Origin of the sequence: Serratia sp. Je.1.23.a, from assembly GCF_051129805.1 — a bacterium.
GTDB classification, from domain to species: domain Bacteria; phylum Pseudomonadota; class Gammaproteobacteria; order Enterobacterales; family Enterobacteriaceae; genus Serratia; species Serratia liquefaciens.
The window spans coordinates 18,310-40,941 of record NZ_JBCPSR010000006.1 but is presented as its reverse complement, the minus strand read 5'-3'; the positions used below and the strand labels follow the sequence as shown (position 1 = coordinate 40,941).

Below are 22,632 nucleotides of genomic sequence, written 5' to 3'. Positions count from 1 at the left end.
TGTGATAAAAATTAGCGACGGCCTTTCCAGTAGCCGGACGTCTGGTGCCAAACCTTGCCGGCGGTGGTCATTACCCGTCGCAGCTTGTCTTTACCGAAGATATTGACGTGCGGAATCGAACTCATCAGATCGTAACGATCCGATCCTTCGCTCATGCCCTCTGCCAACACTTTGCAAACGATATGACTCGGCGTTACGCCAAAGCCGGAATAGCCCTGCACATAAAACACGTTGTCATGCTGCGGCAAGGTGCCGATCTGCGGGAACAGGTTGGCGCTGCAACACAGCGGCCCGCCCCAGGCCAGGTCGATCTTCACGTCATGCAGGTACGGGAACACTTTCAGCATCAGGTTGCGGTTCCAGGCCTTAAGATCCGACGGAATGTATTCGATCAAGCGGGTGGCGCTGCCAAACAGCAGCCGGTTTTCATTGGTCACCCGGTAATAATCGATCACCGGGCGGATATCGCTGTAGGCACCGCGGATCGGGCTGATCTGGCGGATCAGTTCTTCGGGCAAGGGTTCGGTCGCCAGTTGGAACGCGTAGGTATTGATGGTTTTGTTGTAGATGAACGGCTCCATGCCGTTGAGGAAACCGTTGCACGCCCACAGCATCTTGTTGGCACGTACTGAGCCCATGGCGGTGCGCACTTTGATGCGCGAACCGTATTCCACGCCCAGCACGCTGCTGTTTTCGAAGATTTTTACGCCGTAGCCGCTGAGCGCCTTCGCCTCGCCCAACAGCAGGTTGAGCGAATGCACGTGGCCGCCGCCCATGTGTTTCAATGCGCAGGTATAGGCATCTGACCCCACGACCTGTTTCACCTCTGCGCCGGTGTAGAGTTCAATCTCTTCATCCGGCGATACCGCCTTGAATTCCTTCAGCCAGCTGCACAGGGTTTTCTCCTGGCGTGCATTGCTGCCGAGGTAGCCGTAGCCAAAACAGAAATCGGCATCAATCTCGTACTTCTTGATGCGCTCACGAATAATCCCGGCGCCGAGGTTGCTGATTTTGAAGATGGTTTCCAGCCCGGAGGGGCCGACGTGGCGTTTGATTTTTTCCAGATCGTGACCGATACCGGCCATCACCTGCCCGCCATTGCGGCCGGTGCCGCCGTAGCCCAGGTAGCGCCCTTCGAGTATGGCGATATTGGTGATGCCGCGCTCAGCCAACTCTAGGGCGGTATTGATGCCGGAGAAACCACCGCCGATGATCACCACGTCAACGTCCAGATCTTCTTCCAGCGTCGGAAAGCGCAGATCGTATTTTTTGGTTGCCGCGTAGTAGGTTAACGATTCGATATTATTGTTCACTGTCGCACTCCCGAAGACCCTATGCCATAACATCGGATTATCAGGAGGTGGGCGCGACGCCGCCATGTCCCTTTAGGGACATTCGCAACAAATAATTAACACTCAGGCGCTGCGGCGCAGCGGGGTGGTCAACAGCAGATTGAACAGTTCGGCCTGCGAACCGATCGCCAGCTTGCTGTAGATATTCTTGCGGTGGTTTTTCACCGTTCCCAGGCTGATGAACAGCCGATCGGCAATTTGCTGCGAGCCGCAGCCGTCCAGGATCAGATCCACTATTTCGCGCTCGCGCGGCGTCAACAGATAACGTGCCTGCACCGCATGATCCGTCACCCTTTCTGGTTCTGCCGGGGCGACGACCACTTCGCCATGCAGCCGCGCGACGCTCTTGAGCAGCGTCAGCGCATCACGCAACTCAGCCAACTGCGGATAGCGCACCCCCACCGACTGGCGCGCCGAGCCGAAAAACACCCCCAACCCGCGTTCCGGCGTCAGGGGCAGCAGCACCCCGGCTTCATCATGCCAGCCGGTTTTGCGGTAAAAGTTACGGTAATAATCAGTATGGTAGAAGCCGCAGGGAGCCAACTGGCGCAGGGTCAGCACCTCGCCGCCGCCGCCATCATTCAGCGCCTGGTAAAACGGATCCTGCAGGTAAGCGCCCTGTTGATAGAGTTGATTGACCGCGTCACTGTTTTCTCGCTCGGTTTTGATCAGGCAACGTGGCGCCTGGCCGCGTTCAAACGCGTAAACAATGGCGCTATCAAAGGCGAAGAACCCTTCCAGCCAGGCCAACAGGTTGGGATAGAAACCTTGGGTTGCGACTGCGTCTATCACTGCGGATAACCGTTCCACCTGAATATTCATCTTCGCCCCGCCATCATTAATAAATTAACAATCACTTTATTCCGGCTACGCCGTGGCCTGTTTGTTATAGAAAACACTCAATAGCGCCAAATGCAACAGCAGAATCGTTTACATGTTAAACAAATCACACCTTCGCCAGATTATTGCGGCGTGGCCGAACGAGGCTGGATTAATATATTAACGGAATCCCTTTCAGGCAGCGAAAAGCAGTGGTTCAGCCGCAGAGGCTGGCTTATGCTGTGGTTTTCGCGTGCCAAGGAGAGAACATGACTACCAGCCTGACCATTGCCAACCGCCAGACCTGGTTCGGCCACGGCAGCATCAGCCAACTGATCCCGCTACTGACCGCCGAGCCACAGCCGACGCTGCTGTTTAGCTGCCGATCATTCCTCAATGGCACGGTGTATTCCTCACTGGCAGACGGATTGACGCCACTGCTGCTCGGCACCGAAATCGTCAGTCACGAGGCTTCACCGCAAGAGATAGACGCCTGGGTCGCGCGCTGGCGTGGCAAGGTACGACGCGTGGTAGCCATTGGCGGCGGTAGCGTGCTGGATGCTGCCAAGGCCTTTGCCGCGCTGGTCGAGCACCCGTTGCCCACCCTGCGCTATATGGAAAAGATCGGCGACACAAAAATCAGCGCTGCAACCCTGCCGCTGATTGCCATCCCGACCACCGCCGGTACCGGCAGTGAAGTCACGCAAAATGCGGTGATCACCGACACCCAGGTGAGCAAGGTGAAAGCCTCGCTGCGCCATAACAACTTTGTGCCGCACACCGCCATCCTGGATCCGCAGCTGCTGCAAGGGTCACCGGACAAGGTGCTGGCCTACTGCGCCATCGACGCCTTTACCCACCTGTTCGAGGCCTATCTGTCCAAAACCGCCAATACCATGACGCGCGAGATGTCGCTGACCGGCATTCGCCACTTCCTGCAGGCTTGGCCTGCGCTCAACCGCAGCGCCGAGGCTCACGAGGCGATTATGCAAGCCTCTTACCTTGGCGGCCTGACGCTGAGCGCCGCTGGGCTGGGAGTGATCCACGGCATCGCCGGCGAGATTGGCGCCCTGCGCGATTATCACCACGGCCAGGTCTGTGGTCGCCTGCTGCTGCCGTTCCTCGAACTGCTGGCGAAAAGCGAACAACCGCAGCAGCGGGCGCTGATGGCTGAGCTTGCCGCCCGCCTGTTCCCCGAGCAGCATGACAGCCCGGAACGCTACCTGATCGACTTTATTACCCGCAATGCCATCGCCAGTTTCTGGCAGGATGACCTGCCGATTTCCGCAGACGAACTGGCGGTGACGCTGGCAAAATCCAACAGCAAGAACTCGCTGATCGACTACAGCGCGCCGCAGCGGCAGCAGATGATCGAAGGCGCATTCCGCATCGAATGATTATATAATCAGATCAAAGTAATAGCGGGAGATTGGACATGGGCATCATCAGCTGGATTTTCACCGGCATCGCGATTGGCATCCTGGTCGGCTTGCTGATCAAGATTTTTGGCAAGAAGAAAGATCAGTAAACATTAAGCTGTTCCATGAGCCGCCAGCAGGCATTCGTGGAACAGCTTGACCACCCGCTGCGGGCTGGGCGAACGCCGCAGCACGCTGGAATATTCGCAGTGATAACGGAACAGCGTCGGTTTGATGGCGCGCATCATATTTTGCGCGACAAAAAACGCTGCATAGTGGTCGGGAAGAAAGCCGACGTACTTACCGGAAAGAATTAGGGTCGCGATCGACTCCTGGGCAAACCCCGTTGCCTTGCGATGTAAATGCTGCTGCAGGCTCAGTTCCATATTCGGCGAATGGTAGCCTAACCCGGCAAAGGCATAATTGTGCAACAGATCCCAATTTAGTATTTCATGGTTAGCGGAAAATAATTCATGTTGCGCGCCACAATATAAGAACATCCTCTCATGAAATAACGAACTATAAGATAAACTTTCCGCACTGCGGTGCATGGGAATAATGCCAATTTGAAATTGGCCGTCAATGACGCCGCGTTCAATGGTATTTATCGGTTCCACATACATTTGCAAAGAGACATCCGGCGCCTGCTCGCTGAATAAGGCAATCGCCCGGCCGATATGCGCCTGAGGATTACTGACGGTATGGTCGAATATCGCCACGTGCAGCTGCCCACCCAGGCGTTGATGCACATCATCCACCCCACGGCGAAAGGCCTCGGTCGCCGCCAACAGATTCACGGTTTCCTGATATATCAGCAGCCCTTCGTCAGTAACCGCAAACCCCTCGCGCCCGCGGTGGCACAGCGTCAGGCCCAGTCGCTGTTCCAGATCCTTGATATGCTTGCTGATGGTCGACAGGCTGATATTCAGCTCCAGCTCGGCGGCGCTCATGCCGCCACAGTCGACCACCGCCTTAAATACCCGCAGCAACCGCAGATCCATATCCGATAACTGGCCCAACAATGCGCGCTTTTTTACTTGCATAAAACCTTAAGTAAGTTTCGACATATGATTATTCACATTAGTGAAGAAGCAGAACATAGTCAATTTCACTCAACAATTCATTAACACGTTTATTTATACCCTCTAGCTTTTATAGTTGCAGCCAGGCGGCCCGCTCACTCAGCACAGGTGCTTACTCAAGTAAGTGACTGGGGTGAGCTGGTGCAGATAACAACGCTGCAATTTAAAAGATGACGGGCATAGTTAATTAACCGTACCTATTCTCCCCTCGGAGGGAAAAATGGCTGATTTAAATCAACGTGAAAATAAAGCCGACCGTGAATGGTTAGAAGCACATTGGATGCCCTTTACCGGCAACCGTAATTTTAAAGCCAACCCGAGAATGATAAGCCACGCGCAAGGCGTTTATTATACCAGCCAGGACGGTCGCAAGATTTTTGACGGGTTATCCGGGTTGTGGTGCTGCGGATTGGGCCATGGCCGCCAGGAAATTGCCGATGCCGCTCACCGGCAACTTTCCCGATTGGATTATTCCCCGGCGTTTCAGTTCGGCCATACCTTATCTTTCGAGCTGGCGAACAAAATCAAGGCCATGACCCCGGCCGGGCTGGACTATGTGTTTTTCACCGGTTCCGGCTCAGAAGCGGCTGACACTTCGTTAAAAATGGCGCGTGCCTATTGGCGAGCCAAGGGCCAGGCGGGCAAAACCTGTTTTATCGGTCGCGAGAAGGGCTACCACGGCGTTAACTTTGGCGGCATCGCGGTGGGCGGCATTGCCGGCAATCGTAAAGCCTTTGGCGCCAGCGCCGAAGCGGACCACCTGCCCCATACCCAACTGGCGGGAAATGCCTTTTCGCGCGGCATGCCCGAGCAAGGCGCCGAGCTTGCGGAAGAACTCAACCGCATCATCACACTGCGTGACGCCTCGACCATCGCCGCGGTGATTGTCGAACCCTTCTCCGGCTCGGCCGGGGTGATCGTACCGCCGGTCGGTTATCTGCAACGCATCCGCGAGATCTGCACTCAACACAATATTCTGCTGATTTTTGACGAAGTGATCACCGCCTTCGGCCGCTGCGGCGCATTGACCGGCGCCGAGGCATTCGGCGTCACGCCGGACATCATGAATATTGCCAAACAGGTCACCAACGGCGCACAGCCGATGGGGGCCGTGGTAGTTCGACCCGAGATTTACCAGGCCTTCATGGCCACCGATGAACCGGAATATTTGCTCGAATTCCCGCACGGCTACACCTACTCCGCCCATCCGGTCAGCTGTGCGGTGGGGCTGGCGACGCTGGATATCATTGAACGCGAACAGATGATCGAACGGGTGCAGGCGCTGGCCCCCTATTTCGAACGTGCAGTGCACAGCTTACAGGGCAGCAACCACGTCAGCGACATTCGCAACTTCGGTCTGGCGGCGGGTATCACGCTGGCGGCCCGACCGGGCGAAGCGGCACGCAGGCCGTATGAAGTGGCGATGCGCTGCTGGGAAAGCGGGTTTTATGTCCGCTATGGCGGCGACACCCTGCAGTTGGCGCCGCCGTTTATCAGCAGCGAGGCGCAGATCGACTCGCTGATCAACGCCCTCGGCGACGCTATCAACGCAACCGAATAATAAAGGAGCGCAAGCCATGCCAATTGCACATTGGATCAACGGCCAGTCCGCCACCGGCGGAACCCGCAGCCAGCCGGTTTACGATCCGGCTACCGGGCTGTCGCATCAGGAGGTGTTACTGGCCGACCGCGCCACGGTAGAAAGCGCCATCGACGCCGCCGAGCAAGCCTACCCAGCCTGGCGCGATACGCCACCGCTAAAGCGGGCCAGGGTGATGATGCGTCTAAAAACGCTGCTGGAACAGCATGCCGATGCCATCTGCCGGTTGATCACCGCCGAGCATGGCAAAGTGCTCAGCGACGCCATGGGCGAACTGCAGCGCGGCATCGAGAATATTGAGTACGCCAGCTATGCGCCGGAATTGCTGAAAGGCGAACACAGCAAGGATGCCGGGCCGGGCATCGACAGCTGGAGCGAGTTTCAACCGCTGGGAGTGGTGGCAGGCATCACGCCGTTTAACTTCCCGGCGATGGTACCGCTGTGGATGTGGCCAATAGCGGTGGTGTGCGGCAACACATTTGTGTTGAAACCTTCCGAACGCGTCCCTTCCTCCACGCTGTATATCGCTCAACTGGCGTCCGAAGCCGGGCTGCCGCCGGGAGTGCTGAACCTGGTCAACGGCGACCGCGAGGCGGTGGACACCCTGCTGCACGATCCCCGGGTCAAAGCCGTCAGCTTTGTCGGCTCTACGCCGGTAGCGGAGCACATCTATCACACCGGTTGTGGCCAGAACAAACGGGTGCAGGCGCTGGGCGGCGCGAAGAACCATGCTGTGGTGCTGCCGGATGCCGACATCGCCGGCAGCGTCAGTGCGCTGATGGGTGCGGCGTTCGGCTCCTGCGGACAACGCTGCATGGCCATCCCGCTGGTGGTGGCGGTGGGAGACGGCACGGCCGACGCGTTGGTTGCCGGGTTACAGCGGCAAATGGCGGCCATGCGGGTCGGTGCCGGTAACGATAACCGCAACGACATGGGGCCGCTGGTCACCCAACAGCATTATGAAAAAGTGAAAGGCTATATCGATCAGGGTGTTGAGGAGGGAGCTACCCTGGTGGCCGACGGTCGCGAGCTGGCGGTGCGGGACGACAGCGGGCAAATCAGCCAGGGTTATTTCCTTGGCCCAACGCTGTTTGACCACGTGCGACCGGGCATGCGGATTTATCAGGAGGAGATCTTCGGCCCGGTGCTGGGCGTGGTTCGGGTCGGATCGCTGAAAGAGGCGATGGCGATGATAGACGCCCACGAGTACGGCAACGGGACCTGCCTGTTCACCCGCGACGGCGAGGCGGCGCGTTATTTTTCCAGTCATATTCAGGTCGGTATGGTGGGGATCAACGTTGCGCTGCCGGTTCCGGTGGCTTATCACTCGTTCGGCGGCTGGAAACGCTCGCTGTTTGGCGACCTGCACGCCTACGGCCCGGATGCCGTCAGGTTCTACACCAAGCGCAAAACCATTACCCAGCGCTGGCCTTCTTCCCATGACGCCCAGCATGCCACCTTCAGCTTCCCGTCCGGACAAGGGTAATTTCATAATAATCATAATGATTTTTTAGAGGCGAAGAAATTCGCCTCGTTTTCCACGCGCTCCATTTAATCAGGCCCGGGCAGCGGCATGCCATCGCAAGGCTCTACCGCACGATCGCCGCCCGCAAAATAACCCACTAACGCGTTAATGGAGTTTTGAATGACTGAGCCCACACCAGAACACAAATTCAAAGGTAATCTCAGCGTCCTCGACGTGGTGATGATTACCGCCTCCGGCGTCACGCCCGCCAGCTCAATTTTTGTTATTGCTCCGCTGGCGATCGCCAGCGCCGGTAGCGGTGCCTTTATCTCATTTCTGATCGCTGCCTTTATCGCCGCCACTATTGCCCTGTGCTACGCCGAACTCGGTGCGGCGCACCCCAGCGCCGGGGGCGAATACAGCATTATCAAACGCCTGTTCGGCACCCTGTGCGGGCTGCAAACTTACCTGTTTATTCTCAGCGCCGCGCTGTTCGTACCGGCGGTGCTGGCCACCGGTGCCGTGCCTTATTTGAACACCGCGCTGGGGACTCAGTTCGACGCCTCTACCGCCGGGATGATCACCATCTTGATCGGCGGAGCCTGCGCCATTTTCAACATCAAGGCCAATGCGCTGCTGACCGGCACCTTTTTGGTGGTTGAAATCGCGGTGCTGGGGTTAATCGCCTGGTTGGGCTTTAGCACCCCGCACCAAAGTGCGGACATCCTCGTCGCGCCGGTGATGCTAAACCCCGAAGGCGTGTTGGCACCGGTTTCCGTACCGCTGATCGTCGCCATGGTCGGCGTCGCGCTGTTTTCCTATAACGGCTACGGTGCCGCGGTGTATATGGCGGAGGACATGCGCGAGCAGGGCAAACCCATGGCCACCGCCATCATGCTGACGTTGGCGATCGTGGTACTGGTCGAGCTGCTGCCCTTCACCGCTTTGCTGATTGGCGCGCCGTCCCTGGCGGAAATGGCCAAACAGGCCGATCCGGTCGGCTACGTGGTCAGCCAACTGGGTGGGCCGACGCTGGCGCGGGTGGTCAGCGGCGCGATTTACCTGTCGGTGTTCAACGCCATTATCGCCATCGTGGCGCAGTTTAGCCGCATGATGTTCTCCAGCGGGCGTGACGGTTTTTGGCTGCCGCAGGTGAACCGGGCGCTGAAAATCATCCATCCGCGTTTCGGCACGCCCTGGATTGCCACCCTGCTGTTCGGTATTCCCTCGGCGCTGTTGGCCTTTTGCTCCAACCTCGGCGATCTGACCTCATTTACCGTGATCCTGCTGCTGCTGGTGTACATCATCATGGCCGTCGCCGCGCTGATCAGTCGCCGCCGCGTACGTTTCCACCACCCGTATCTGATGCCGCTGTGGCCGCTGCCGGTGGCGATCGCGCTGATCGGCTGCCTGTATGTGTTATGGACAATTTTGATCGCCAGCAGCCTGAAAGACTTTATTATCATTGCCGGTATCCTCTGCTTTGGCCTGCTGCTGAGCTATATGCGCACCCGGCAGGCTATCCCGCACGTTGAACCCTCAATTGAAGGAGAATAACCATGTCGCAGCGCGCTCAGGATTTGGGCATTAAAATCGGCCACGGCGTTGCCGGCCCGCTGAACGCCATCACCGACGTGCCCGGCGTTCGCGTCGGCCACGCCAGCATCCACGCCGATTTGCCCGACGGGCGCAGCGTGCGTACCGGCGTCACGGTGATCGAACCGCGTGCCGGCCAGGCCCGGCAATCCCCCTGCTTTGCCGGCGTGCATGTGCTTAACGGCAATGGCGACGCCACCGGGCTGGAGTGGATCCGCGAAGCCGGCCTGCTCACCAGCCCAATCGCCTTCACCAACACCCACAGCGTCGGCGTGGTACGTGACAGCCTGATCGCGCTGGAACGTGAAGCGCTGCCGGCCGACGACGCGGTGTACTGGAATATGCCGGTGGTAATGGAAACCTTCGATGGCCTGCTCAACGACATCAACGGTTTTCACGTCAAGCCTGAACATGTGCGGCAAGCACTGCAGGCGGCACACGAAGGATTACCCCAGGAAGGTGCGGTCGGTGGCGGCAGCGGCATGATCTGCCATGAGTTCAAGGGCGGCATCGGCACCGCTTCGCGCCGCCTGCCTGCCGATCGCGGTGGCTGGACGGTCGGTGCCATCGTGCAGGCCAACCACGGCAAACGCGCGTCGCTGCTGGTGGGCGGTTATCCGGTGGGCCGTCATTTGGCACATATTCACTCGCCGTTTACACCGCAGCTGCCGCACCCGGGAATGGGGTCGATCGTCGTCACCCTGGCCACCGACGCCCCGCTGTTGCCGCACCAATGCGCCCGTCTGGCCCAACGTGCCAGCATCGGCATTGCCCGCACCGGCGGCGGTACCGAAGACTCGAGCGGCGACATTTTTATCGCCTTCGCCACCGGCAATGACAGCCTCCCCCCTGCCGACTACGCCAACAAAGGGGCCTTTACCACCCCGCTGCGCATGGTGAACAACGATTACATCTCCGAGCTGTTTGCCGCAGCGGCAGAAGCGGTGGAAGAGGCGATTATCAATGCCCTGTTGGCCGCCAATACCGTTTCCGGCAATGGCCATCGGGCGGAGGGACTGAGCGCCGAACAGTTGCTGACGGCACTGGAAAAAAGCGGCTGGCGGAAATAATTTCAATGTCTGCTCTGGTTATGAGGACAGACTAAAAAATGCTACTCTGGGCGGCGTCCATTTTTTGATTCTCAAGGAATTAATGATGAGCCGCCTCTCGCTCAAATCCATTTTAAATAGGATCCCCCCGGGGAAACGACGCATCCAATTTGTGGTAAGCGTTTTACTGGTCTTCTTCGCGCTATTTCTCTACAACAAAAATTATATTATTTATGCCATAACCCTGTGCTTGCTTATGGCGATGCCGACCTTATTGTTGCTTAGAACCGTTGCTCTGTTTCCCACAATCAAAAAAAAGCTAATCAGACGCTATTGGCGTTTAGTGATCAACACCCGGCAATTTTATAAGCTATCGCTTGCGACAGAGTTCCTGCTTTATGTCGCCACATTTCTCATTACCTTGCAAATTCCCTACGCTTTCCTGATTAACGCTCAAAGCCTGCTGATGTTACAGATCAGCATTGGGATCTATGCGTTCGCAGCCCTGTTAGATTTAAAATCCAGGTGTGAATGGGTGATAAGAAAAACCTGGGCAAGATTGGCAGGAAAAGTCCTGCTAGCCGGTATAGGAACGTTGGCCTTTTACATTTCAACTGCCATGTCAAAGAGTTGGCTAACAGAACTCACCCACACTAACGCGCGTTTTTTCCCGGAAATGACCACGATAGTCGCGACCCTGTATACACCCATCGCTTACTTGAGCATCATCCTGCTGTGCGTTATCACAATGGCCGTATTAGAATGGTTAGCCATTCTCATTCCAATGTTCGTCACCATGCCGCTGCAAATATTTGCACCGAACTTTATTAAACGCACGGCGCAGCGTCTTATTACCGGGAAGAAACATCTCTCACCCGATGCGAACAAAGAGTTAGAAGTGAAAAAGCTCATCATGCTGCCGCGCATAGCGGCGCCTCTCATACTGGCTTCTTTAATGGTCATAGGCATGCAAAGTACTTATGACATCAGCTCACCAACCCTCAGTCTTATCGCAAAAAAATTCCTTGTTGAGCTTCATTATCACCCCAACTACCAATGTAATAATCTTCCCCCTGAAGCGACAGTCGCTGAATTGGAAAAAGGGGTGGTCTCCGTTGCTTATTTTGGCGATAACACCCTTTCCTTTAAAGAGCAGAAATGTGAAACGTCATCCAACGATAAATAATAACCACCACGCTATTTCACACTATTGAGATTCGCCGCCCGGTTTGGGCATCGGGTAGTCGTAATCCAGTTTCAGCGGTTCGGCGTAAAGGCTGTCCCACAGTTGGCTGTACAGCTTGTCCAGCCGCTGGCTCATGTTCACGTCGTGCAGCACAATCTCCAGATTGCGCGAATTGTCCAGATAGCCGCCGGTCCAGTTGCTGGTGCCTACCCAGGCGATCTCGCCGTCGATGGTCATGATTTTACTGTGGATCACCCGGGCAAACGGGATAAACCCGCTGCTTGCCGGCGGAATGGTGACCACTTTCACCTGTACATTCGGCACCAGCGCCAGGCTTTTCAGCCAGGCGATATCCGGCTTTTTGGTATTCCAGTTAGCGACCATCAGCTCAATCTGCACACCACGCGCGGCAGCGCTGCGCAGGGCGTTATCGATCACCGCATAGTAAGGCCGGGTGCGGTCCGGGCCAAAAGACAACGGCGCGTAGTCCATCACCTGTACCCGCACTCGCTGCCTGGCCGAGGCCAACAGGCGCGGCAGCTCAAGCTGCGAATCAATCACGCCCGCCGGGTTGTAGGCACGCGGGCTGGCGACCAGGTAATTGCTCTGCAGCGGTTCAACCGTGGGTTGGGACGTCAGCTGGGGCACCGGTTTTTCCGCCGCCAGCAACGCCTGCGCCTGCCAGTCCTGTTCGAAGATCGCCTGGATCTGCCGCACCACACCGGCATCGCTAATGCGCAGCCCGGTTTCATGGATGTGCGCCAGCGCGCGCCAGTCAAAGTTCTGGCTGCCGACAAACGCCTGTTCACCGTCCACCAGCAGGTATTTAGCATGCAGAATGCCGCCGCTCAGCCGCTGGTAAGGGATGATACGCAGCTCCAGATTCGGGATCGCCTTAAGCTGTTCCAGCGTTTCGGGAGTAGAAATGCGGATGCCCTTCTCCTCCATCAGGAAACGAATTTTTACCCCACGTTCCCCCGCCGCTTTAAGATGCTGCAGCACGCCATCCAGCAGCGAACCCTGTTGGTTCGCCACGTAGAACTGGCCCAGATCGATGCGGGTTTTCGCCGCATCAAACATCTGCTGCCACACTTCGGCAGTGTTGCGCAGCTCATCCGCCTGCAACGCGGTTTCTACCGGTGCGGTATACACCAGCTCGTAGCCGGGAATTTCAAAGCGCGCCGCCGCATTTTGGCTCAACATCAACAGGCAACCACCCCATAACGCAGTGTAAAGGCGGCCTAATGGCCACCGTGAATGACGGCCATTAGGCATAGCGCGGCACCTCGCTGTCAACCCGTTGCTCGCGGCTGCCGTTTTCCGGGCGGCTGCCCGGCGCACCGGCGCGGATCAGCAGCACCTTCAACAGTTCGTTAATGCGCTCCATGCGGCTTTGCAGATAGTTGTTCCCCACCAGGCACAGCAGCGCGATGGCGATACCCAGTCCGGTAGCGTACAGCGCGGTGCCCATCCCGGCAGAAACCAGGCTCGGCTCGGACACTCCCGAGGCAGCCAGTGCCTTAAAGGTTTCGATAATCCCCATCACCGTACCCAGCAGCCCCAACAGCGGTGCCGCGGTAACGATAGTTTCCAGCAACCACAGGCCCCGGGCCATCAGCGGCTTGCTCAACAAATACTGAGCGTCGATCAAATCACCGATCGCCTCACGGTCACCGGCACGGTGTTTTTGCTCCAGCACCGGTGAAATCACCGCCAGCGGCAGGCTGTTGCGCTGGGTCAACTCATCCGGCAGATCGGCCGTGCGGTGCACATCCAACGTCAGCGCCTGCTCCAGTCGACGCGCCTGGCGTTGGGTATAGGCGAAATACAACGCACGTTCGATAATGATCACCAGTGCAATCGCCAGCGCGGCGTACATCACGTAGAAAATAATGTCGTGTAGCAGATTGGCATTCATCGTTCAGTCCTCTTACCCGTCGTCTTTCAAGCCGCAGCGTTGTTACCTGCACTCGCTCACCCCAGTTACTTACTTAAGTAAGCGCCTGGGAATGAGCGAGTTGGCCGCCTGGCTGCAACTTGAAAGCCATAGGGGTATAAATAGTTAAAAGGTGGCTTCCAGCGATACGCTGAAGGTACGTTCTTCCCCGACGTTGTAGTAAGGCGTGCTGGCCCTTACGCCGTTATAAGGCGCGGCGTTGAAGGTGGTGGAGCGCACCGAAGTCAGGTACTCCTTGTCAAACAGGTTGCTGATGCCGAAGCGGAGCGCCGCGCTCTTGACGATCTTCTTGTCCACCGGCAAATGCACCCCCGCCGCCAGATCGAATACCGTCCGGCCGCCAATCTTCTCGTCATTGGTCAGGTCGCCGTAGAACGAACTGACGTACTTGCCGCTCACGCTGCTGTAATACAAACCGTCGTCATAACCCAAGGTCACGTTAAGCAGGTTTTTTGGCACGTTCGGCACTTCTTTACCGCTGGTCGGCAGCGGCAGGCCGCCGTTGCTGACAATGTCGCTCTTCTGCTTGGACTCGGTATAGGTGTACGAGGTGTAGTAGTTGAAGTTATGCGGCAGTTGGCCGCTCCACTCCAGTTCCAGCCCTTTGTTCTCTACGTTGCCGATGTTCATCATCTCGTAGTCACCGTCCGGATTGGTGGTAGAGATTTGACGGTCGCTGTAGCGCAAGTAGAACAGCGAGGCGCTCAGCAGCATATCTTCACGCTCGAAACGCCAGCCCAGCTCATGGTTCCAGCTCAGTTCAGGCTTGGTGCTAAGCGAATCGCCGACGTTGTACAACACGTAGTTTGGCGGGGTGCGCATGTTGCGTGTCAGGTTATAGAACACCTGGTTTTCCGGGTTCAGCTTGTAGCTGGCGCTGAAGTTCGGCAGAAATTCATGGTATTTGGCATCACGCTTTTCCGGCACGTTATACAGGCTGCCCTTGTTATCGCCTTTTCGTTCAACGTACTGATAGGCCAGCCCACCGACGAAGGTCCAGTCCGGCGTCGCGAACCAGGTGTCCTGCAGCCACACTTTTTGCGCCGGGGTAATGGTGTACTGGTTACGCCCCTGCACGGTTTTGCCGTTGGCGTCCTTCACCTGATCGGAACCGCCCGGTTTACCCGAGAGCTGCTGCGGGTTGCCGTCGTCCTTGATGCCGATAAACGGCTGGGTCTGCGACTGGCGCGCACGTTCAAACCAGTAGCCGATATCCAGGCTGTGCTGATCGTTGATGTCCCACTTCAGCTTGGTGGTGATGCCCGGCCGCCAGGTCTGGGTCCAGGAAGGACGGTAATAGGTGTTGGACTGCAAGTTGCTGAGGTCATACTGACCGGCCCGATCCGAGGTACTGGACAGTACCGACGCACTCTGGCCGCTGAAGCTGCCGCCGTTCCCCCAGTAGTAATAGGGTTGCAGGGTTAACGCCAGGTTGTCGCGCAGCTGCAGCTTCTGGGTGAACGTCAGGTTGAAATTCTCGAACGGATTACGGTTGAGCTTGTAGTAGCGAGTCAGCTGGCCCCGGTTATTGTAGGACGGCGTGGTGTCATAATCGCCACGGGGGTCTTCCGCGAACTGAGCCTTGCTGCGGGTGTTGTAGTTGACGTTATTTTGCTGGTTGTACTTCATGATCAGGTTGCTGCTGTTGCCGTTACCGTCCTCATACAACGAGTTCATCTCGAACTTGTTGGAGTACAAACGCCCTTCCCCGCGCCACTTTTTGGCCTCGGTGTGCGAATAGGAAATCCAGTTGCTGAAGCCGTTGTACTCACCGGTTTCCAGACGGGCAAAGGTTTTGCTCAGGTTGTTGCTGCCCAGCGTCTGTTTGACGAAGCCGCCGAAGTCTTTAGACGGACGCCGCGTCACCAGGCCAATATTGCCGCCGCTGGAGCCGATGTGCGGGCCGTCGGCTTCCGAGGAGCCCTGGGTGACGAACACTTCCCCCAGGTTCTCCGAATCACCCAGCAGGTTCGGGTAAACCGCATAGTTGCCGGAATCATTAATCGGGATCCCGTCCATCGACAGGCCGATTTGATCGGAGCTCATACCGCGCATGGTGTAATCAACGCCGCTCAGACCGCTGGCATCGTCGCTGTTGACGTTCAGGCCCGGCGTGTATTTCAGCTTGTCGATGGCGTTGGCCGCCGCCGGCATTTTATCCATCGCCTCTTTGGTGACGGTGGAACGCGACTTGGCGCTGTCCTCCTGCACCATCATGCCTCCGCCCAGCGACTGCCCCTTAACGTTGATGGTGCCGACGTCGGTCGAGTCCGCCGCCAGCACGGCACCCGGTAACATCGCCGACATCACTGCCAGATAAATCCCAGATCGATTGAAAGATTTCATTGTTTCCATCCCATAAAAATCAAACTGTTATGCCAGGCATCAAGGCGCCTGATAATTGAACGTGGCTGAAAATCTTTTGGTTGTCTGCCCGTTGAAAGCCTCAGTTGGGAACGGCTTCACCTGGCTGATACTTTGCAAACTGCTCAGCGCCGCACGGTTGAGCAGCATGCTGGAGGCCTTATTGGTGATGCCGGAAGAGATCACCCGACCGCTGCGATCCACCTCCAGCCACACCTCGACGTTGCCCTGCGGCCGTTCAAGCGAAGCCTGCCGCCCGCTGGGATAGCGCTTGCGCTGCTCCAGCTCATGGCGCAATGCCTGCAGATAACCGTTTTCGATTGCCTGCGCGTTCACCTTCGGTGCCGCTGGAGCTGGCGGAACGGGCTGTGCGGCGGGCTTGCTGACCAAGGTTCTCGGCACTGCCGGCACCGCGGCGGGCCTGGCCTTTTCCACCGGCTTGGCTTTCTCTTTCACCTGCTTGGGTTTGGGTTTCGGCTGTGGCTTGGGCACCGGTTTGGCCTCGACAATCGGCTCAGGTGCAGGCACCACAGGTTCAGGAAGGGGCTCAGGTTCCGGCGGCGGTGGCTCGGGTTGCGGCGGGGTTTCCACCGGCGGCTCCGGTTCCGGCTGTGGCTGAGGTTCCGGCTCGACCAATGCCAGCTCCATGGCGGTTTCGTCATAGCGCGGCTGAATTTTCAGCGCCGCCTGTTGGCTGGCGAACAGCACGCAGCCCGCGACGATCAGCGCCGGCAACCAGCTGAAAAGGTGACGTGAGCGATAGAGCAGATACATGTCACAGCTTCCGTGTGGCGATGGAGACGGAGAAGAAACCGCCCTGGCGCAGGTTATCCATCACCGCGACCAAGCGCTCTACCGCAACGCCTTTGTCGCTGTTAACGATAATGGTGGTGGTCTGGTTTTCCTGCTGCTGTTGCTTCAGCGTGCTGACCAGCGCGCTCAGCGCTATCGGCTGGCCGTCGAGCTGCAGTTGCTCCTCAGCGCCCAGGGTAATGATCGCCTTCTTCTGCGGCTTCAATTGCTGAGCGCTGCCGGCGGACGGCAACTGAGTCTTCAGCCCAAGGGCCGGGATCACGTTCAGGCTAATCAACACAAAAAACACCAGCAAAAACATCATCACGTCGATCATCGGGATCAGTTCGATGTGCGCTTTGTTCTTTTTCGGCTCGTTCCAGTTACGCATGGCACTCCCTCCCAAAAGCAAAGCAGCCAATATAGAGAGCCTATGTTTATCTTTTGTTACGTTTGTGTGATCTTATTTTCACAACGCAGAGGTTTTGAGAGTTTTTTCTCAGGCAATCACTGGTCGGATGGGATATATAACCAATTAATTAACGATGATTTTTTGAGGAATAATTATCAGGAAGGATTTATAGCGGTGATGCATAGGCAGGTAAGCTGTGATTATTCTGACACTCTACAGCAAGATCTTCAGGCCGTATTTTTGCACCAGAGAAAGAAGTTACAGCGACGGGCCTCCCGACAGTTTCCTGTCGCAACTTGGCCCACCTACAGCTTCGCGATGCCCGTTTAAGGCAACGAGAAAATCTGTTTTTTGCTAACAGTACCGGACCTTTAAAGCGGCAGCGGTAACGAAAAGCAAAGAACTGCGGAGGCCTGCGCAAAACGGTGTTTTTTAGCCATAAAAAAAGGCGCCCTAAGGCGCCTTTTCTACAGCGACTGAATCAATCAGTTCACTTTAACCGGCATACCGGAACGGGCTTTGATTGCCGCGTCCACTTCGCTCTGGTTAACCGCCGGGTCCATCATCACTTTGCCCACTGGCGCAGAGATGGTCAACGGCACCGGATCTTTGGACTTCAGCTGTTCTTCGTTAGCAGAGAGTGGGTTGTGCACTTCAATGTAACGGGAACCGTCCGGCTCAACGCTGGCTTTGATCGGCTCGTTGATGAATTGCACGCGAGTGCCGACCGGAACGTTTTCGAACAGGAACTTGATGTCGTCAGCACGCAGACGCACACAACCGTGGCTCACGCGCAGACCGATACCGAAGTTGGCATTGGTACCGTGGATCGCATACAGACGACCGACGTACAGCGCGTACAGCCCCATAGGGTTGTCCGGACCGGCCGGGAATACTGCAGGCAGGATCTCGCCGTCCGCGGCGTATTCCGCACGCATCTTGGCGGTTGGCGTCCAGGTTGGGCCGTCTTTCTTGCGCTGCACGGTGGTAGTCCAGTTCAGCGGCGTATCTTTGCCCAACTGGCCGATACCGATTGGCAACACGATCACGGTGTTGGTGCCTTTCGGGTAGTAGTACAGACGCATTTCGGCGCTGTTGATGATGATGCCTTCACGTGGCGCATCCGGCAGGATCAACTGCTGTGGGATGGTCAGAGTGCTGCCCGCTTTCGGCAGGAAAGGATCCACACCCGGGTTGGCTTCCAGCATATTGCTCAGGCCCATCTGGTATTGAGCGGCAAAGCTCTCCAGCGGCAGCTTGCTGTCTTCCGGTACGGTGATCTGGATGTTCTCACCCACCAGACGGCTGTCTTTGGCAGGCAACGGATATACAACGGCGAAGGCAGCCTGGCTGAAAGCCACCAGTGCCGTAAACAGGGTTAGTAACGCGCGAATGCTCATTTTCATCTTCGTGTTGGTAGTGGCCACTGGCAGTTATCAATATAGGTTATGCGGCCATAAATGACCGGATGCGCATTATATGTGCACATCGGCCTAAGTGTGAAACATTACCAGCGCAATATCGAACTTTTTTGTAACCTGGTGCAGCACGAAGAGGTTTTTCTGTGAAAACTGCCGTTAAAGCACTGCGGCCGGCGGTGACGTTCGGCGAATCGGGATCAAATATTCACAGCGGATCGCCGTACCGCGTGCATTACAAACCTCTCCCTGTGCCGGGTAAAAACGCTCGATATCCTGCCCGGGACGGCGTACAGCTTTCATCATGGGCATCGCGGAGTCGTACAGGCGATCGACAAAGTTTGGCAACTCTTCGACCTGCCCCTGATAGGTAAAGCTGGCGTAATCGCCCTGCTCGATCAGGATCTGCTCCCCTTCGGCCTGTTCATCTGCCAGCGCCAGTGTATAGGCCATGCGTTGACCATCAAGCTGTCGGTTGTCCGCTTCCAGACTGGTGAGGCCGTAGACTACCGCCGGTGGCGCGACTTCGGGTTGCAGCACCTGGTTCCAGACGTACTGGCGCAGCTCATTTTTCGAATGCTGCATTTGCCCCAGAGTGCAGCTGCGACGCTGGGTACGCCCCACCAGCTGCATGGCCGGCAGAGTGACAATACTCCCCTGAGGCAATGGGCCTTCTGCCATCCGCAGCGGCGGCTGCATGCCGTGGCTGGACCAATCCGCACTGCGGCGATAGCCGGCCGGCGGCAAACCGAACTGTTTTTTAAAGCAACGGGTGAAGGTCTGCTGGGAATCGAACTGGTACTTATCGGCAATGCAGGCCACGCCGGTATGGGTGAGCCGCAGCTCACGCGCGGCGGCGGTCAAACGTCTGCGCCGGGCGTAAGTGCCCAGAATATGGCCGGTCAACTGCTTGAACAGCCGCTGCAAATGCCATTTGGAATAGCCGGATTTGGCGGCAATATCGTCCAGCGTCAGCGGCTGGTCGAGGTTTGCTTCAATCCAGGCCAGCAGTTGCGCAATTACCTGTTGCTGATACATGGCGCTTCCTTTTAATTATTGTTCCCGCTGCTCGAGCAGGCGTTGTGCCAGCTCATGGGCCTGTTGCTCACTGGCCACCACCATCACCGGATAACCCCAGAAACGGCTGGCGAAATCGACAAACTCTTCCGCCGCCTTTCGGCGCATGTCGTCCGGCTCGATCAGCACCATACCTTTAACCCATTTCGCTAACGCCTCACGGTGATCGCGTTTCCACAGGGCGACCTGGGTACGCTCGTCGCGATCCTGCTCACCGCTTTCGTCCATACGACGATCGCAAAGCAGCACAAACGGCTGTTCACGCTGCAGCAAGGTGCTGAATTCGGCAAATTCGGCGAGGGTATCTTTCGGTTCGCCGGCGGCTTGCTGACGCATCCAGACCAGTGGGAAGGTTGCAGAATCTAATGACATGAGATTTCTCCTAAGAGTTCGGAAACGTGCGCTTACTTTATCGGCGGAAGCACTAGACCACATTGCACAATCAGGACATAATGTTTTTCATTTGCGCCAAATTGAGAATTATTCTCATGCCTTTTGTCACTCCACCCCTTTTCGATATCGATCGGGTGCCCCGGGCGGTTTTTGCCGTGCAGGGTTCCACCGTTAACAAGGATTGGGAAGTCGCCCATCACCGGCACCAAAAAGCGCAGCTGATTTATACGATGCGCGGCATGATCCGCTGCGAAGTGGAAAACGGCCTGTGGCTGGTTCCGCCGCAGTGTGCGCTTTGGATGCCCAGCAACGTGCTGCATAACGCTCAGGGTACCGGGGCCACCGAATGTTACGCGTTGTTTGTCGATCAGGCTGCCATCGCCGGGTTGCCGACCAGCTGCTGTACGTTGGCCGTTTCGCCGTTGCTGCGCGAACTGCTGTTGCAGGCCAGCGGGTTTGATCCGCTGTATGACGAGCAAGGCGCTGAAGGGCGACTGATTGGCGTACTCTTGGATCAATTGGCCGCCGCGCCGATTGAGAACCTGCACTTACCGGTCTCCAATGACGCGCGCATTCGCCAACTGACCGAGCGCCTGCTGGCCGATCCAGCGGACAAAGCCACCCTCAGCCAATGGGCTCAGCGCATCGGCATGAGCGAACGCACCCTCAACCGCACCCTGCAGCAGCAAATGGGCATGAGCTTTGGCCACTGGCGACGGCAACTGCACGTGATGCTGGCGCTGCAACGCCTGACCAAGGGGGAGACCGTACAGCGGGTGGCGCTGGATTTGGGCTATGAGAGCGCCAGTGGCTTCGTCACCATGTTTCGCAAAGCCGTCGGCAAACCGCCGGCACGCTATCTGGCGGAGAAAACCGCGGCGGATCGGGCGCAGGGCGGTTGGATCACCCTGTGAAATAACCAGACAAAAAGGCCGGCAACGAGGCCGGCCTGGAAAGTTTGTCAGGAGTGATCAGAAGTCGTAGAACACCGTCACCCAGGTGGAGTCCGGTTCGTTGTCGCTGCTGTTGGCCAGCGTCCGTTCCACATACACCGACAGGCCGTAGCCGATGGTGGTACCCGCCCCAAGGTAAACGTGATTGGCGTGGTACTCCTCGTCGCCCTTCAATTGCAGCGAGTCCGCAGCCACATAAGGCTGGATCGATTTCAGGAAAGGCTTGTCGATATTAAAGGTATAACCGACAAAGCCTTCTACCCCGTAACCGCTCCCGGCGAAATAATGCGACAAGGTACGTTCACGGGTGCTCGGCACATAGTCTTTGTAATAGCTGGCGGTCCCGACGATATACCAGTTATTCGGTTGCCAGGTCAGCGCGGTGCCGGACAACTGCTGGTGATACTCTTTCTCGTTATATTGATTGTCTTTGATTTTTGCGTCGGTGTAGCTGTAGGCCGCGCTAAAGGTTAATTCCTTCGTCGCCTTATAATCAAACCCCAACCCGCCGCCGCCTTTACGGCGATAGATGAGATTATCCGCCGTGTGCAAATCGTCTTCCGGTAATAAATAGTTGGCGTATAAGGTAACCGGCCCAAAATCATTGGTGTATTTCAGGCTGTTCTTCGGTTTATTACCGCCGTCGTAGTCGCCGGAAATGCCAATGCCGGTGCCGCCCGCATGACCATCGTTATCCCAGACGTCGCTTTTAATGCCGACAACCGAATAATAAATGCCGTATTGGTGACCAAAGGTTAAGGTACCGTAGCGATCATCTTTGAAGCCGCCGTACAGCTGGCGCTGATAGTCGCGTTTGCCGTCTTCGTTGTAGTGGCCGTCCCAGCTCAGCGCGTGTGCCAGATCGACGCCCCACTCGTAGTAGCCGATAACCGAGGTATCCTGGGTCAGCGCATAGTCACCGCTGAAACGAAAGCGCGTGCCGCCATCATGACCATTTTTATAATATCCCGGCTCCGGGCCATTATTAAATATCCACTCGGGGCGAATACTGCCGCCAACTTTCAAACTCAGCGGTGCCAGCAACACATTGCTTTGCGGGTTTTTATCCAGAATGGTGATTTCTGCCTGCGCGCCGGCGGATAACGCCGACAGCACAACGCCGCCAATGAATATTGGCGTTTTTATATATCTCATTATTACCCCTGCCCGAAAAATTATTGTTATAAATACGGTGGTCTTGAGCCACGCATAAACAATTACCCGATGTGTGCAAATGACGCAAGTTATAAAAATTCATGTCATAACCTGAGATTATCCACCACAGGATGACTTTTTCACCACAAAAGTATTCAACTGTAATTCAATGCAAGACAATGTAATTAACCGCTCACATAACGTACAAAGCTGGAGTTTTTAACCCAAAGAAACCTCCGTTATTATCGGGTTTTTATTATAAGAGATAACAAATAAATATTATTACAGCGACCAAACAATAACGCAGCTAAATTAATTATTTGTTATCTGCCAACAAGGAAAACCAGGAAACTCAAGCAGCGACACGGCAACGATCACCCTCCACCCACTCTTCACATTGTGATTTTCACCCCAGCCTGGGTAGAAATCACTCCCCTTCGGCATGAATAATGATTATTATTCGCAAACAGAAGGCCCGGCGCGCCACGATGCGACCGGCCGGATTTTGCTTTGAATTCAATGTTGAGCTTTTTAGCCTCTGGGC

19 protein-coding genes are annotated in these 22,632 nt (G+C 56.5%); 7 read left to right on the top strand and 12 right to left on the bottom strand.

From position 1 onward, the window contains the following. Positions 1–11: 11 nt before the first annotated feature. On the bottom strand, positions 12–1,313 hold the full coding sequence (locus AAZT04_RS19320; protein ID WP_434681399.1) for an NAD(P)/FAD-dependent oxidoreductase: 1,302 nt from the start codon (positions 1,311–1,313) through the stop codon (positions 12–14). A 102-nt stretch (positions 1,314–1,415) separates the two neighbouring features. Further along, positions 1,416–2,174, bottom strand: coding sequence for a response regulator transcription factor (locus AAZT04_RS19315; RefSeq protein WP_201895772.1), 759 nt, complete (start codon positions 2,172–2,174; stop codon positions 1,416–1,418). A gap of 266 nt (positions 2,175–2,440) precedes the next feature. Between AAZT04_RS19315 and AAZT04_RS19310 the strand changes: the two genes are divergently transcribed. After that, a complete protein-coding gene (locus AAZT04_RS19310) occupies positions 2,441–3,568 on the top strand; it encodes an iron-containing alcohol dehydrogenase (protein ID WP_434681397.1) in 1,128 nt (375 codons plus the stop codon). A 134-nt stretch (positions 3,569–3,702) separates the two neighbouring features. On the opposite strand, the gene AAZT04_RS19305 is transcribed toward AAZT04_RS19310, so the two are convergent. Continuing rightward, positions 3,703–4,632, bottom strand: a complete 930-nt coding sequence (locus tag AAZT04_RS19305; RefSeq protein WP_020825066.1) for a LysR family transcriptional regulator — start codon at positions 4,630–4,632, stop codon at positions 3,703–3,705. A 259-nt stretch (positions 4,633–4,891) separates the two neighbouring features. Here AAZT04_RS19305 and AAZT04_RS19300 point away from each other — a divergent pair, with 259 nt between their 5' ends. The 5 genes from AAZT04_RS19300 to AAZT04_RS19280 all read left to right on the top strand — a co-directional run bounded on the left by AAZT04_RS19300 (position 4,892) and on the right by AAZT04_RS19280 (position 11,567). Continuing rightward, on the top strand, positions 4,892–6,232 hold the full coding sequence (locus AAZT04_RS19300; protein WP_201895774.1) for an aspartate aminotransferase family protein: 1,341 nt from the start codon (positions 4,892–4,894) through the stop codon (positions 6,230–6,232). A gap of 16 nt (positions 6,233–6,248) precedes the next feature. Next, entirely contained in the window at positions 6,249–7,757 is a 1,509-nt protein-coding gene (locus AAZT04_RS19295; RefSeq protein WP_401527541.1) for a CoA-acylating methylmalonate-semialdehyde dehydrogenase, read from the top strand. Positions 7,758–7,916: 159 nt separating this feature from the next. Next, positions 7,917–9,293: an APC family permease gene (locus tag AAZT04_RS19290; protein WP_020825063.1), complete on the top strand. Its 1,377-nt coding sequence runs from the start codon at positions 7,917–7,919 to the stop codon at positions 9,291–9,293. Positions 9,294–9,295: 2 nt separating this feature from the next. After that, complete coding sequence (locus AAZT04_RS19285) at positions 9,296–10,402, top strand: P1 family peptidase (protein ID WP_129983276.1); 1,107 nt, start codon at positions 9,296–9,298, stop codon at positions 10,400–10,402. 82 nt (positions 10,403–10,484) lie between these two features. Next, on the top strand, positions 10,485–11,567 hold the full coding sequence (locus tag AAZT04_RS19280) for a hypothetical protein (protein ID WP_129942209.1): 1,083 nt from the start codon (positions 10,485–10,487) through the stop codon (positions 11,565–11,567). Between the two features lie 21 nt (positions 11,568–11,588). Here the strand turns inward: AAZT04_RS19280 and AAZT04_RS19275 are convergent, their stop codons facing one another. From AAZT04_RS19275 to AAZT04_RS19240, 8 genes are all read right to left on the bottom strand, one after another. Then, entirely contained in the window at positions 11,589–12,842 is a 1,254-nt protein-coding gene (locus AAZT04_RS19275; protein ID WP_129983275.1) for a phospholipase D-like domain-containing protein, read from the bottom strand. Continuing rightward, the gene (locus AAZT04_RS19270) at positions 12,835–13,485 is read right to left on the bottom strand and encodes a MotA/TolQ/ExbB proton channel family protein (protein ID WP_020825059.1); all 651 of its coding nucleotides are present in this window, start codon (positions 13,483–13,485) and stop codon (positions 12,835–12,837) included. The genes AAZT04_RS19275 and AAZT04_RS19270 overlap by 8 nt, the downstream gene beginning before the upstream one ends. Before the next feature lie 144 nt (positions 13,486–13,629). Beyond that, complete coding sequence (locus tag AAZT04_RS19265; protein WP_046374590.1) at positions 13,630–15,870, bottom strand: TonB-dependent receptor family protein; 2,241 nt, start codon at positions 15,868–15,870, stop codon at positions 13,630–13,632. A gap of 39 nt (positions 15,871–15,909) precedes the next feature. Next, positions 15,910–16,662 carry an energy transducer TonB gene (locus AAZT04_RS19260; RefSeq protein ID WP_129983273.1) on the bottom strand — a complete coding sequence of 251 codons (753 nt, stop codon included), beginning with the start codon at positions 16,660–16,662 and terminating at the stop codon, positions 15,910–15,912. A gap of 1 nt (position 16,663) precedes the next feature. After that, positions 16,664–17,071, bottom strand: coding sequence for an ExbD/TolR family protein (locus AAZT04_RS19255; RefSeq protein WP_020825056.1), 408 nt, complete (start codon positions 17,069–17,071; stop codon positions 16,664–16,666). 506 nt (positions 17,072–17,577) lie between these two features. Next, positions 17,578–18,498 carry a L,D-transpeptidase family protein gene (locus AAZT04_RS19250; RefSeq protein WP_041414166.1) on the bottom strand — a complete coding sequence of 307 codons (921 nt, stop codon included), beginning with the start codon at positions 18,496–18,498 and terminating at the stop codon, positions 17,578–17,580. Between the two features lie 171 nt (positions 18,499–18,669). Continuing rightward, positions 18,670–19,548 carry a helix-turn-helix domain-containing protein gene (locus tag AAZT04_RS19245; RefSeq protein ID WP_020825053.1) on the bottom strand — a complete coding sequence of 293 codons (879 nt, stop codon included), beginning with the start codon at positions 19,546–19,548 and terminating at the stop codon, positions 18,670–18,672. Positions 19,549–19,563: 15 nt separating this feature from the next. Beyond that, the gene (locus AAZT04_RS19240) at positions 19,564–19,959 is read right to left on the bottom strand and encodes a hypothetical protein (protein ID WP_020825052.1); all 396 of its coding nucleotides are present in this window, start codon (positions 19,957–19,959) and stop codon (positions 19,564–19,566) included. A 116-nt stretch (positions 19,960–20,075) separates the two neighbouring features. Here AAZT04_RS19240 and AAZT04_RS19235 point away from each other — a divergent pair, with 116 nt between their 5' ends. Continuing rightward, positions 20,076–20,894 carry an AraC family transcriptional regulator gene (locus AAZT04_RS19235; RefSeq protein WP_048762871.1) on the top strand — a complete coding sequence of 273 codons (819 nt, stop codon included), beginning with the start codon at positions 20,076–20,078 and terminating at the stop codon, positions 20,892–20,894. 57 nt (positions 20,895–20,951) lie between these two features. Here AAZT04_RS19235 and AAZT04_RS19230 read toward each other — a convergent pair whose 3' ends face one another. Next, positions 20,952–22,088 (bottom strand): porin, encoded by a 1,137-nt coding sequence (locus AAZT04_RS19230; RefSeq protein ID WP_020825050.1) that lies wholly within the window; start codon positions 22,086–22,088, stop codon positions 20,952–20,954. Between the last annotated feature and the right edge of the window lie 544 nt (positions 22,089–22,632).